The sequence below is a fragment of the Shewanella insulae genome, from assembly GCF_009831655.1.
Lineage (GTDB): Bacteria > Pseudomonadota > Gammaproteobacteria > Enterobacterales > Shewanellaceae > Shewanella > Shewanella insulae.
This window is the reverse complement of the sequence record NZ_WRPA01000028.1, coordinates 1-12,369: the sequence shown is the minus strand read 5'-3', so window position 1 is coordinate 12,369 and position 12,369 is coordinate 1. Positions and strand designations below refer to the sequence as shown.

General features: G+C 49.5%; 15 protein-coding genes. 8 read left to right on the top strand and 7 right to left on the bottom strand.

Going from position 1 to position 12,369, the window contains the following annotated elements; translation table 11 throughout:
- The first annotated feature begins 28 nt into the window (after positions 1 to 28).
- The 3 genes from rpsD to rplQ are packed head-to-tail and all read left to right on the top strand — an operon-like array spanning position 29 to position 2,095.
- A complete protein-coding gene (gene rpsD, locus GNT65_RS19805; protein WP_160798919.1) occupies positions 29 to 649 on the top strand; it encodes a 30S ribosomal protein S4 in 621 nt (206 codons plus the stop codon).
- 24 nt (positions 650 to 673) lie between these two features.
- Positions 674 to 1,663 (top strand): DNA-directed RNA polymerase subunit alpha, encoded by a 990-nt coding sequence (locus GNT65_RS19800; RefSeq protein WP_011863990.1) that lies wholly within the window; start codon positions 674 to 676, stop codon positions 1,661 to 1,663.
- 39 nt (positions 1,664 to 1,702) lie between these two features.
- Positions 1,703 to 2,095 (top strand): 50S ribosomal protein L17, encoded by a 393-nt coding sequence (gene rplQ, locus GNT65_RS19795; protein ID WP_011863991.1) that lies wholly within the window; start codon positions 1,703 to 1,705, stop codon positions 2,093 to 2,095.
- Between the two features lie 57 nt (positions 2,096 to 2,152).
- Here the strand turns inward: rplQ and GNT65_RS19790 are convergent, their stop codons facing one another.
- The 6 genes from GNT65_RS19790 to ccmA form a co-directional block, all read right to left on the bottom strand.
- Positions 2,153 to 3,130 carry an ABC transporter substrate-binding protein gene (locus GNT65_RS19790; protein ID WP_160798918.1) on the bottom strand — a complete coding sequence of 326 codons (978 nt, stop codon included), beginning with the start codon at positions 3,128 to 3,130 and terminating at the stop codon, positions 2,153 to 2,155.
- A gap of 127 nt (positions 3,131 to 3,257) precedes the next feature.
- Positions 3,258 to 3,743 carry a cytochrome c maturation protein CcmE gene (gene ccmE, locus GNT65_RS19785; RefSeq protein WP_160798917.1) on the bottom strand — a complete coding sequence of 162 codons (486 nt, stop codon included), beginning with the start codon at positions 3,741 to 3,743 and terminating at the stop codon, positions 3,258 to 3,260.
- Entirely contained in the window at positions 3,740 to 3,940 is a 201-nt protein-coding gene (gene ccmD / locus GNT65_RS19780; protein ID WP_160798916.1) for a heme exporter protein CcmD, read from the bottom strand. Before ccmD ends, ccmE begins: the two co-directional genes overlap by 4 nt.
- Positions 3,940 to 4,686, bottom strand: a complete 747-nt coding sequence (locus GNT65_RS19775) for a heme ABC transporter permease (protein ID WP_160798915.1) — start codon at positions 4,684 to 4,686, stop codon at positions 3,940 to 3,942. Before GNT65_RS19775 ends, ccmD begins: the two co-directional genes overlap by 1 nt.
- 1 nt (position 4,687) lies before the next feature.
- Positions 4,688 to 5,374, bottom strand: a complete 687-nt coding sequence (gene ccmB / locus GNT65_RS19770; RefSeq protein ID WP_041510727.1) for a heme exporter protein CcmB — start codon at positions 5,372 to 5,374, stop codon at positions 4,688 to 4,690.
- 11 nt (positions 5,375 to 5,385) lie between these two features.
- Positions 5,386 to 6,036, bottom strand: coding sequence for a cytochrome c biogenesis heme-transporting ATPase CcmA (gene ccmA / locus GNT65_RS19765; RefSeq protein WP_160798914.1), 651 nt, complete (start codon positions 6,034 to 6,036; stop codon positions 5,386 to 5,388).
- Between the two features lie 332 nt (positions 6,037 to 6,368).
- Between ccmA and GNT65_RS19760 the strand changes: the two genes are divergently transcribed.
- Positions 6,369 to 6,662, top strand: a complete 294-nt coding sequence (locus tag GNT65_RS19760; RefSeq protein WP_041510725.1) for a c-type cytochrome — start codon at positions 6,369 to 6,371, stop codon at positions 6,660 to 6,662.
- Positions 6,663 to 6,814: 152 nt separating this feature from the next.
- Here GNT65_RS19760 and ccmI read toward each other — a convergent pair whose 3' ends face one another.
- Positions 6,815 to 8,062 carry a c-type cytochrome biogenesis protein CcmI gene (ccmI, locus tag GNT65_RS19755; RefSeq protein ID WP_160798913.1) on the bottom strand — a complete coding sequence of 416 codons (1,248 nt, stop codon included), beginning with the start codon at positions 8,060 to 8,062 and terminating at the stop codon, positions 6,815 to 6,817.
- 411 nt (positions 8,063 to 8,473) lie between these two features.
- On the opposite strand from ccmI, the gene GNT65_RS19750 reads away from it, so the two are divergent.
- Genes GNT65_RS19750 through GNT65_RS19735 form a run of 4 tightly spaced genes read left to right on the top strand, consistent with a single transcriptional unit; the run spans position 8,474 to position 12,088 of the window.
- Positions 8,474 to 10,450 carry a heme lyase CcmF/NrfE family subunit gene (locus GNT65_RS19750; protein ID WP_160798912.1) on the top strand — a complete coding sequence of 659 codons (1,977 nt, stop codon included), beginning with the start codon at positions 8,474 to 8,476 and terminating at the stop codon, positions 10,448 to 10,450.
- A 17-nt stretch (positions 10,451 to 10,467) separates the two neighbouring features.
- On the top strand, positions 10,468 to 11,025 hold the full coding sequence (locus tag GNT65_RS19745; RefSeq protein ID WP_041510722.1) for a DsbE family thiol:disulfide interchange protein: 558 nt from the start codon (positions 10,468 to 10,470) through the stop codon (positions 11,023 to 11,025).
- Positions 11,025 to 11,504: a heme lyase NrfEFG subunit NrfF gene (nrfF, locus tag GNT65_RS19740; protein ID WP_160798911.1), complete on the top strand. Its 480-nt coding sequence runs from the start codon at positions 11,025 to 11,027 to the stop codon at positions 11,502 to 11,504. The genes GNT65_RS19745 and nrfF overlap by 1 nt, the downstream gene beginning before the upstream one ends.
- Positions 11,501 to 12,088, top strand: a complete 588-nt coding sequence (locus tag GNT65_RS19735; RefSeq protein ID WP_160798910.1) for a TlpA disulfide reductase family protein — start codon at positions 11,501 to 11,503, stop codon at positions 12,086 to 12,088. The genes nrfF and GNT65_RS19735 overlap by 4 nt, the downstream gene beginning before the upstream one ends.
- The last annotated feature ends 281 nt before the right edge of the window (positions 12,089 to 12,369 follow it).

Here is a 12,369-nt window from a genome sequence, read left to right as displayed (position 1 = left end):
TTTTTAATAGGATAGTTGGAGAAAGAACATGGCAAGATACTTGGGTCCAAAGCTCAAGCTCACTCGCCGAGAAGGTACAGACCTTTTCCTGAAAAGCGGTGTGAGAGCAATTGATTCGAAGTGTAAGCTTGAAGCTGCACCTGGACAACACGGCGCTCGTAAAGCACGTTTGTCTGAGTACGGCGTTCAGCTGCGCGAAAAACAAAAAGTTCGTCGTACTTATGGTGTGCTTGAAAAGCAATTCCGTAACTACTACAAAGACGCTGCACGTCTAAAAGGTAACACTGGTGAAAACCTGCTTGCTCTTTTGGAAACTCGTTTAGATAACGTTGTTTATCGTATGGGTTTTGGTGCTACCCGTGCTGAAGCACGTCAGCTAGTTAGCCATAAGTCAATTATGGTAAACGGCCGCGTTGTTAACGTTCCATCATTCAAAGTGTCTGCGAATGATGTAATTAGCGTTCGTGAGAAGTCTCAAAAGCAAGCTCGTATTAAAGCTGCTCTAGAGGTTGCTTCTCAGCGCGAAAAGCCAACATGGGTTGAAGTAGATGCCGCTAAGATGGAAGGTGCTTTCAAGCGTCTGCCAGAGCGTAGCGATTTATCTGCGGATATTAACGAACAGCTGATCGTCGAGCTTTACTCTAAGTAAAGCTAATAAACAAGAGAGGACACAATGCAGGGTTCTGTTACAGAATTTCTTAAACCGCGTCTCGTTGATATCGAGCAGGTTAACCCAACACGTGCCAAGGTTACACTGGAGCCGCTTGAGCGTGGTTTTGGTCATACTTTAGGTAACGCGTTGCGTCGTATCCTATTGTCGTCTATGCCCGGCTGCGCGGTTACCGAAGTCGAGATTGATGGTGTACTGCACGAATACAGCAGCAAGGAAGGCGTACAAGAGGATATCCTAGAGATCCTACTAAACCTTAAAGGTTTGGCAGTGGTTATCGAGGGTAAAGACGAGGCTATGCTTACTTTAAGCAAGTCAGGCGCAGGCCCTGTTACCGCAGCAGATATCACGCACGATGGTGATGTTACTATTATGAATCCTGATCATGTTATCTGTCACCTGACTGGTAACAATGACATTAGCATGCGTATCCGCGTTGAGCGTGGTCGTGGTTATGTACCAGCTTCGGCTCGTGCACAAACTGAAGACGACGATCGCCCAATTGGCCGTCTGCTAGTAGATTCATCTTTCTCACCTGTCGCGCGTATTGCTTATAACGTTGAAGCAGCACGTGTTGAACAGCGTACTGACTTGGACAAACTCGTTATCGATATGACCACTAACGGCACTATCGATCCTGAGGAAGCGATTCGTCGTTCTGCAACCATCCTGGCTGAACAGCTAGATGCGTTTGTTGAGCTTCGTGATGTCACTGAGCCAGAGCAGAAAGAAGAGAAACCAGAGTTCGACCCAATTCTGTTGCGTCCTGTCGACGATCTAGAGCTAACTGTACGTTCGGCTAACTGTTTGAAAGCCGAAGCGATTCATTACATCGGAGATCTGGTACAGCGTACTGAGGTTGAGCTACTTAAAACTCCTAACTTGGGTAAGAAGTCTCTTACCGAAATTAAGGATGTGTTGGCTTCTCGTGGACTTTCATTAGGTATGCGTCTAGAAAACTGGCCTCCAGCCAGTTTAGCAGACGACCTATAAGTCCTAGTTTGTACAGATTTAGGTAATAAGGATTAGGTCATGCGCCATCGTAAGAGTGGTCGTCAACTAAACCGTAACAGCAGTCATCGTCAAGCTATGTTCCGTAACATGGCAAGTTCATTAGTCCGTCACGAAGTGATCAAGACTACTGTAGCTAAGGCGAAAGAATTGCGTCGCGTAGTTGAGCCTCTAATAACACTTGCTAAGAGTGACAGTGTTGCAAACCGTCGTTTGGCATTTGCACGTACTCGCGACGCTGAAGTCGTAGGTAAGTTATTTAATGAATTGGGTCCACGCTACCAGGAACGTCCTGGTGGATACACCCGTATCCTTAAGTGCGGTCTTCGTACTGGTGATAAAGCGCCTATGGCGTATATCGAACTAGTAGGTCGTCCAGAAGCTGCTGAAGCTGTTGAAGAAGCTGCTGAGTAACACTTAAGTTCATTGTAAAAAGCCGGGCATTGCCCGGCTTTTTTATTGCCCTCAAATTTAATCTACCCAAACGGCCTTGTCGGCCATCTCCTTAGGGATTGAGAGATTCCATCTGGCTACCCCTGAGCGGCTAAAACGGAACATTCCCTTACTGTCGCTGATATAGCCAAGATCGGCCGCACTCTCGCCCGCTAAGAGCCTATTGACCAGCTTGGCGGCTAAGATGCCGTGTTCATAGCCATTAAGCACATAGCCTCCTGCGTTGGCCTGTTTTCCTATGGTGAAATCCCAGAAGCCGAAATGGGGCACGGGTGAGTTATTGGCGGTCCAAGCGATGATGCTGTCAGGCTTCATGTAGTCGCCGCCAGGCGCCATTAACGTATGGTAAAGCGCGATAAATATGCCATGGTAGCCGGCTTTCTTGGCATTAAGCACTGCCTGCTGCCACTCTTTTGCCGAGTTGGTTAGGGTGAAGTCTATGATGAGTTTGCCAATCTTAATAGGTTTGAAATCGTCGCTGATGGGGCTGAGGGCGGCGCGAGAAGTGGCGCTGTTGTCCGATAGGATCAACAGCTTCTTACGATCCATGTCTGGCAGTAAGCAGTCCACCAGGAGAAGGGATCGTTTGAATAGCGGACGCTCTAGAATGCCGGTGAACTGTCGATAGGCCTGCAGCCGATGATCTCTGGGGTTGGTATTGAGCCCAAGAAATACCACAGGGATCTCAGTGGCGGCAATGCGCTCGCTTAGCAGGGATATGGCGTTGTCATCGGCGAGTAATATGATGTCTGGTCTATCACGTTTAATGGCTTCCCAGGCCTTGTCAGCGCGTTTGACATAGACATCGCGGGGCAAACGCTTGGAGTCCAGATAGATCTCCGTCATCTTGGTTGGCTCGCTAATATTACCCAGTATTGCTCTTCGATAGTCTTGTACCCAAGGGTAGCCTTCATGATAACTATGAATAAACATTAGCTTAGCGGCCGATACGGGTAGGCTGGCCCAGAGTAGCAGGAGACAGGCAAGTATGCGCATAGACGGGATTCCCTAAATTATTTCACCCCAAAGTCTTTTACATAGTTATAGACGATTTTGTGCCAACGTAGATAACAGGCAATAAAAAAGGCCTCAAAAGAGGCCTTTAGCTATTCGATATCTGGTTTTAGTAACCAGACTTCTGTGAAGAGTCATAATCGAGTTTCTCATGGGTCTGACCCATGGCTTCGGCAACTTCTGGCGGCATGTAGTTTTCGTCATGCTTAGCCAATACTTCGGTCGCTTCCAGCTTACCACCTTCAATCAGTACGCCCTGCGCGACGATACCTTGTCCCTCACGGAAGAGGTCGGGCAGTAGGTCATCATAGGTCACCATGACTTCGCCACCGGCGGCATCGTGAACGGCGAATTCTACATGCAGGCTATCGGGATCCCGCACCAGGGAGCCAACGGTCACCATACCACCGACACGGATACGTTGACCAATCTCGGGCTTAACCCCTGTGTCTTTCTTACCGTGAACAATTTCTGTTGGGGTATAGAAAAGGTTCAAGTTGGAATTGAGCGCATAAAGTAGCAAGGACGCGATGGCGGCGACGCCACCTATGAGGGCGGTTGCTAAGGCGAGTCTTTTCTTACGTCTGGCGTTCACTGTTCTTTACTCCGGTTGGCTTTGAGGCGTTCTTCGCGTTGCATCTTCTTCGATATCTCGGTGAGGATCTTACGCTTCTGGCGTAGGCTCATCACGATCAAAGTCCCCAGTGCGAAGGCGGTTATGCCGTAAGATAGCCACACATAAAAGGCGTAGCCACCCATGTTAAAAAAATCTGCTAATGAATCGAACTGCATTATTTGACTCCTTCAGCTTTTGCAAGTTCCCTTACCCAGGGACGCATGCCGTTTCTGGCAAGGATTTCGGCTCTGAAACGGATCAGAGTGATGGCACCTATCATCAGACCGAAACCTAAGATATTGATCAGCAGTGGATATAGCATCTCGGGCGCCATGGAAGACTTCTCAGTGATCTTAATGGTGGCGGGTTGGTGCAGTGAGTTCCACCATTCTACCGAGTACTTGATGATAGGAATGTTGATCACACCTACTATGGCTAAGATACCAGCGGCGCGAGCGGCGAGCACCTTGTCTTCGAAAGAGGCATATAGAGAGATGACACCCAGATAGAGGAATAACAATACAAGTTCTGAAGTCAGGCGTGCATCCCATACCCACCAAGTGCCCCACATAGGCTTACCCCAGGCCGCACCTGTGATGAGGGCGATAAAGGTAACGACCGCACCGATAGGTGCAATGGCCGCCGCCGCCCAGTCGGCCGACTTGATCTGCCATACCAGGCCAATAAAGGCTGAGGTCGCCATTGCCATGTAGGCCGACATCGACATGGAAGCCGCTGGTACGTGGATGAAGATGATGCGGTAACTGTCACCCTGCTGGTAGTCTACCGGTGCAAATAACAGTCCCCAGATAGAACCCACACCGATGAAGAGGAATGCAAGCGTTGCAAACCAAGGCAACAGCGTACCCGAGAGCTTATAGGCTTTTTGAGGGTCTGCGTAAGAATGTAGCCATTTCCACATATTAGTTAGTACTCACTCTTAGTGAGGCACCAATTGCAAAAGGTGCCAATATTAACGAACCGACCAGCATAGCGCCTATGATAGCGAGATGGCCGCTGTAGGGTAGATTTAGACCAGCGGCGTCGATGGCGCTGGTTGCGAAAATTAGAACCGGTATATAGAGCGGCAGGATCAACAGACTCAGCAGAACGCCGCCTTTACGTAGGCCTACGGTTAGTGCGACACCGATAGCACCCAGTAAACTCAATACCGGGGTGCCCAGTGCGAGAGTCGCCATCAGTGCGCCATAGCTGTTGGCTTCCAGATGCAGCAGCACGGCCAGCAGTGGAGCAACCAAGATCAATGGCACACCCGTCAATAACCAGTGGGCTAGCACCTTGGCCAATACCATGAGTGACAACGGTTGTGGGCTAAGCAGCATCTGTTCCAGGCTGCCATCGGCAAAGTCTGCCTTAAACAGCCGCTCGAGCGACAGCATAGAGGCTAACAGGGCGGCTACCCAGATGATTCCCGGCGCCACGCGAGTCAGTACCTGTGGCTCAGGGCCAATACCTAACGGGAAGAGGGTGACGACCAAGATAAAAAACAGTAAGGGGTTAAAGATGTCACCCTTGTGACGAATCGCAATCTTTAGATCGCGCTTAAGTAGGGTGAAAAACGCTTGGGTGAAACTGATACCTTTATTCATTCACTGCACCTTTAAATAAAGCGGTAATCGAGGCGAATCTTACGGAGAATATCGTCACCGATAATGCTCATGTCCTGGTGGGTGGTCATGATGACACAGCCGCCGTTTTGAGCATGTTGTAAAAACAGGTGTTCCAATTCTTCGACGCCTTTCTTATCGATTGCAGTAAATGGTTCGTCCAGTAGCCAGACCTTACAGTTGGTATGCCAGAGTCGGGCTAAGGCGGTACGACGATGCTGACCCGCCGACAGATGGCCGGCCAAGGCTTCTTCGAAGCCAGACAGGTTTACCTTGGCGAGGATCTGGTTGGTTTCGAAATCATCATACCCGCTGATTCTTAAATTGAAGTTAAGATTCTCTTCGGCGGTTAACTCGCTCTTTACACCTGCAAGGTGGCCCAGATACAAAAGATCGTCATTGTATTCGTCGCGGCAGCGAGTAATGTCGGTGCCTTTGTACTTGGCCTCGCCCGCATAGGGACGCGACAGGCCGGCAAGGATCCTCAGTAGGCTGGTTTTACCCGCACCATTGGGGCCTTCGATTTGAACGATCTCACCTGCTTGGATATCAAAGCTCAGCTCATCGAAGAGAATTCGCTCTTCGCGGATACAAGTCAAGTTATCGGCTGATACCAGTGTTGTTGCTGTTTTTTCTTCTACCACTGAACCCTCTATCTCAAGCCTGATGTAAACATAAGCGATATTAACATAATCCCTTTGAGGGGTTTAGTCTTGCTCTCTGATTAGTGTCAGCAATTTGATATGCTTCCAAAAAGTAAAACCTTTTCCTCATCAAGATTGAACTTTTTCAACAATTGCTAATGTATCAGGTAACACGGGCACCTATAACATGTTGAGCTGTCAAATTCTGATATTAATCACAAAAAGGTGAGATTTATTGAAGTTTGATGTATCCTAGTGCCGCTATATAATAAGTCTGCCCCAGTTTAGGGTGGCATAGAGCTCTGTTAATATTTGCATTAGGAACATTGAACATGAAAAAACTGTTAGCATTGTCTGCAGTGGCTGCATTGACCTTGTCTGCAAACACTTTTGCACAAGAAGGTGAAGCTGTATATAACAAGGCATGCCATGTATGCCACAGTATGGGTGTCGCCGGTGCACCTAAAGCTCATGATGCAGCTGCATGGGAGCCTCGTTTAGCGAAAGGCCTAGACGCACTAGTAGGTAGTGTTAAGACTGGTCTGAACGCTATGCCACCAGGTGGTATGTGCACAGATTGTACCGACGAAGATTACAAGAACGCTATCGAGTTCATGTCTAAGTAATTTGACTTCGTTGATAAAAGCCGACCTTGTGGTCGGTTTTTTTATGTCTGCTTCTCGGTAGGTTCCATTAAAAGTGATGCTTGTAATAAAGCAGAGGAGCAAAAAAAAAAGCCGGCTAAATGCCGGCTTTTCTGTTCATGACTGAACCAGGATTATTGTACCAGGGTATCAATCACCAGTTTGGCGGTTGCGCCCACATCCATAGATTCCAGACGACCCTGCAGATCGCCAGGTTGTGCCTTAACCGACCCATGCTTAGAAAGCACGGCGATCACCTCAACCTGCTTGGCGTCGCTTAGCTTGATATCGCCGCCCATGCCTGTGCTGTCATCTAAGGTGATAGATACAGGCAGTGATTTTGCAGATACCTTAGTTGCCGCTAGCGGAACCTTAGGGCCCTGGGTGTTACGGGCAAAGATAAATAGCATGTCGCTACTGCTGACATTCTTTGCCAGCTCAGGTGCGATAGAGACATCTATGGTGACAGTCTTGCCTGTAGTGGCGGCCTGCTGATGCGTCGCGTCGTTAGGCATCTCGCCAGTCTCAGCCTGCATTCTCATCTTGGCGCTCTCGATGGCGTTGATGATAGCGCTACGATCCACATCGCTTCTGTCGCTGTCGAGAATGATCTGCCAGGCATCGATGGCCTTCTTATATTGGGCACTGAAGAAGGCATCCATACCGACGAGGAGTAGGGTAGATGGGTCTTCAGGATCTAGAGCCAGTGACTGGTCGATAATAGCCTGTACCGCAGGAGTGATTCTCTGGTTTGCCTTGTAGTACATGGCCGTCGCCTTAGGCCCAAGCAGTTCGGCGTGGGTACCTACAAGCTCCATCGCCTTGTCGAATGCCTTTACCGCATCGTCATAACGGTTGGCGCTGATATAGGCATGGCCCAAGCTAAATAGCAGTTGGCTGTTTTCCGGCTCGGCCTGCAGCTGTGATTCCATCATCTGAATGCGCTGGGTCATGATCTGGGCGGCATCCATACCTGCGTGTGGGTTGTCGGGAACGGCCTTATCCAGGTTGGCATAGGCGCCTAGGTTGGCATAGAAGTAGCCTGAAACGCCTATGACGACGACAGACATCAGGGTTGGCCAGAGCAGGCTCTTAGGCTTTATTTGACCGACCAAGGATTCATCTTCGCCCTGCTTCATGTCCTGTAGCAAACTGATCTCGAGCTCTTTCTTTAGCGCGTTAAACTCATCTTGATCCAGCAGCTCATCCTCGAGTTCCTTCTCTAGCGTCGCCAGGCGATTGTCAAAGAGTTCGAGGTTGGTGGCCCTACGCACACCGGCTTCTTCGGCCTTTAACATCTTTTGCTGGCGGAAGTGTGGAAACCAAATCAGCACTAGGCTGACTAATACAAAAAGCGCAATAAAAATCCAGAGTGTGGTCATTATTTCTTTTTCACATTAGTTGCAGGAATGCGGGGATACCGCGCGATATAGGGATCAGATTATACGTAAAGATTATTCATTGAACAGTAATATAAGGGATTCAAGCCGTTAAATACTGATACTTTTGCACTGGTTCACAGTTCGATTCTATTTTCAAAAATTGGCTGAAACTTAAGTTTCAAACAAGGGTCAGAGCATAAAATCTGTCAGTTTATAACAATTGTAACCCTGCGTTTCTGTTTGCAAGAATGAGACAGGTCACCCAGAATTGTGCGAAAGAGGCAGACAGATACAATAGCAAATACTAAAATGACTCAAATTTTGTACCTTGAGTAGTGTGAATTGCAAACTCTGGTGAATTAGGAGAGGCTAATGCTTCGACTGGTTCTCATATAGGACTGAGGAAACCCCATGATCCCTGAATTAGGTCACTTTTCGTTGATAATAGGATTGGCATTTGCCTTTCTATTGGCCAGCGTCCCCTTAATCGGTGTTGCTCGCAAAGATCAATATCTGGTGCGTTATGCCTGGCCGTTGAGTTACGGCATGTTTTTCTTTATCGCTCTTTCTGTCATCGTCCTAGGTTATAGTTTTGCCGTCGACGATTTCTCTGTCGCCTATGTTGCACACCACTCAAATTCTCAGCTGCCGATCTTCTTCAAGATAGCCGCGGTATGGGGTGGCCACGAAGGTTCATTGCTCTTCTGGGTGTTCGCCTTGTCTGTCTGGACCGCTGCGGTTGCCTTCTTTAGTAAGGGGCTCGAAGAGGTCTTCACCGCGCGTGTACTCTCTATTCTCGCCATGATAGTGATAGGCTTCTCTCTCTTCATGCTGCTGACATCGAGCCCATTCGAGCGTCTATTCCCTATCCCGATGGAGGGACGCGATCTTAACCCTATGCTGCAGGATGTTGGATTGATATTCCATCCACCTATGTTGTACCTGGGTTATGTTGGTTTCTCGGTGAGCTTTGCCTTCGCCATTGCCGCGCTCATGGGCGGACGTCTGGATTCGGCCTGGGCACGTTGGAGCCGTCCTTGGACACTGGCGGCCTGGATCTTCCTGACCGGCGGTATCTCTCTCGGTTCTTGGTGGGCGTATTACGAACTCGGCTGGGGTGGCTGGTGGTTCTGGGATCCCGTCGAGAACGCCTCATTCATGCCTTGGTTGATCGGTACCGCCTTGCTGCACTCAGTCATCGTGACCGAGAAGCGTGCAACCTTCCGTAACTGGACGGTATTACTGTCAATCTTCGCATTCTCATTGAGTCTCTTGGGTACCTTTATCGTGCGCTCAGGGGTACTGACTTCGGTGCATTCATTCGCGGCGGATCCAAGCCGTGGTATGTTCATCCTATTGCTGCTTGGCCTTGCCATCGGCGGCTCACTGACGCTGTTTGCCTTCCGCGCTAGTGATATGAGGAGCCCGGCGCGCTTCGAGCTGATGTCAAAAGAGACCATGCTCTTGGTCGGTAACATCTTGCTTACCGTAGCCTGTGGTACCGTATTGCTGGGTACGCTGTACCCGCTGCTGATCGATGCCCTGAACATGGGTAAGATCTCTGTAGGCCCACCATACTTCAACGCGGTATTCGTGCCGATCGCACTCGTGCTATTTGCCTTCATGGGCATAGGTCCTAGCATCCGCTGGAAGCGTGCCAAGGCCGGCGAACTTAAGGCCAAGCTGATGGTGCCTGCTATCGTCTCTGCAGTGATCGGTATCGCGACACCTTTCCTTGTCGATGGCAAGTTTAATGCTTGGGTGATGTTTGGTATCGGTCTTGCGGTATGGGTGACGGTTTCAACCCTGCGCGCCGCCTACGACATCATGCAGTCTAAAGATGGCCTAAGCCTGGCGCGTATGGGGCGCAGCCAGTTAGGTATGATCATTGCGCACCTAGGTATCGCCGTCTCTGTGGTTGGTGCCACTATGGTTTCTAACTACTCGATCGAGAAGAGTGTTCGCATGGGCCCTGGCATTACCCAGGAGCTGGCGGGCTATAGCTTCCATTATATCGAGACCAAGAATGTTGTCGGCCCTAACTATACCGCCCAGCAGGGGCAGGTCGAAGTCACTAAAGATGGTGAGTTCATCACGCTGCTTAAGCCTGATCGTCGCCAGTACAACGTACGTACCATGGATATGACAGAGGCTGGTATCGATTGGGGACTGTTCCGCGATCTCTATATCACCATGGGCGATCCTATCAGCCGTACCGAGTTTGCCGTACGTCTGAACTATAAGCCATTCGTGCGTTGGTTATGGTTCGGAAGCATCTTTATGATGGTCGGTGGTCTGTTCGCGGCATCGGACAAGCGTTACCGCAGAGCCAAGGCGACCGAAAGCGCCGGCGAAAAAGCCAAACAAGCAAAATTAGCAACCGCATAACTTGAATTGGGGCAAGTATGAAGAAAAGGCTAGTACTCTTTATTCCTTTGATTCTGTTTTTGGTGATGGGAGTGTTCCTCTATAAGGGACTCTTCCTGAATCCACAGCAGCTGGACTCTGCATTAGAAGGAAAGCCGATACCGGCTTTCCAGCTGCAAAAGCTAGAAGATGCCAATGAGATCATTACCAATGAAAGCATCAAGGGGCAGGTCTCACTGCTGAACGTGTGGGCCACCTGGTGTCCTTCATGTAAGTATGAGCATCCTTATCTGATGCGTTTGGCCAGACAAAACATTTTGCCTATTTATGGCATCAATTATCGTGACGAGCGTGCGATGGCTATCCGTGAGCTTAGCCGCGAAGGGGATCCTTATACCAAGAACATCTTCGACCACGACGGACGTTTAGGTCTGGATCTTGGTGTTTACGGTGCTCCCGAGAGTTATCTGGTGGATCACAACGGTATCATTCGTTTCCGTTATGCCGGTCCTATCGATATGCGTGTCTGGAAAGAGACACTCTATCCTATGATTCAAGAGTTACAGGCACAGGCTAAAGCTGAGGGAGCATCTTAATGAAGACCTTAGTCGGGTTTATTACCGCAATACTGTTATCTTTCTCCCTGGTGGGCGCCGCGATGGCGACCCCGGTGGATACCTATGAGTTTAAGTCGGTAGATAACCAGAAACGGGCGCTCGAACTGGCTCACTCACTGCGTTGTCCGCAGTGTCAAAACCAGAACCTGATCGATTCGAATTCACCTGTGGCACAGGATCTGCGCCTCGAAGTCTACCAAATGGTCGATGCAGGTAAGGGCGACGATGAGATCATCGAGTTCATGACCAGCCGCTACGGCGAGTTCGTCCTCTATAAGCCACGTATGGAAGCCAAGACCTACATCCTATGGCTAGGTCCAATTGCCTTATTGCTGGTGGGCTTAGTGATCGGCTTTATCTTCGTTAGACAGCAGCGTATCAGCAATGCCGTCGAACAGGAGATCAGCGCCGAGGAGCAAGCCGAGCTGGATAAATTGCTCAAGCGAGACGATAAATGAAGTCAAAGTTAGCCACGGCGCTGCTGTCGACGACGCTTGCCTTAAGCGGCTACGCCGCCAGCGTGCAGGCCTATCCCGGTATGCAGAAGAAGCAAGGCGGTGAGGTGCAGTCGAGTGTCGATCTGATCAACGTGCTGCCAAAAGCCTATCCGATAGATCCTGTGCCCTTTAAGGATGCCCAGGGCAAGGCGATTGACTTTAGTCAGTATCGTGGTCAGGTGGTGATGGTGAACATGTGGGCCACCTGGTGTCCCCCTTGTGTGCGTGAGCTGCCAGCCATAGATCGTTTCAAAGGCAAATTCGATCCTAAACAGTTTCGCGTGCTGCCGATATCGATCGATATGAATGGTAAGGAGAAGGTAGAACCTTTCCTGGCTTCTCTGGGGATGGATAAGTTTGAGACTTACTATGATCCGAAGCAGCAACTGGGTCAGGTCTTCCCCCTCGATACCATTCCGGCTACCTTTATTCTCAATCAACAGGGCGAATTGATCGCCTTCGTCAGAACATTTGTCGACTGGGATGATGAGAAAGCGGTGAAATTGATCGAGAGCTTTATCGCGTCAGAGACTCAAAAGCAGTAAAACACGGCAATATTGGCCGTAAATCATACGAAAATGATCGCAATTGCCTAAAAGATCGGCATGCGATCTTTTTTTTGTAAAAAGCCCTTGCGCAAAAGATTTGGCTCCCTATAATGCGCTCCCACTGACACGGCAAACGGCGCTACTTACCAAATGAGTAGGTAACCAAGGTCGAGTCAAGGTGATAAGCGGTTCGAGTTTTTAAGCCGGTAGTTACAGCGCGAAAGCACAGTAATTAACCACTTAAAAATCTTTTGAAAAAAGCGCTTGACGCCGACAGG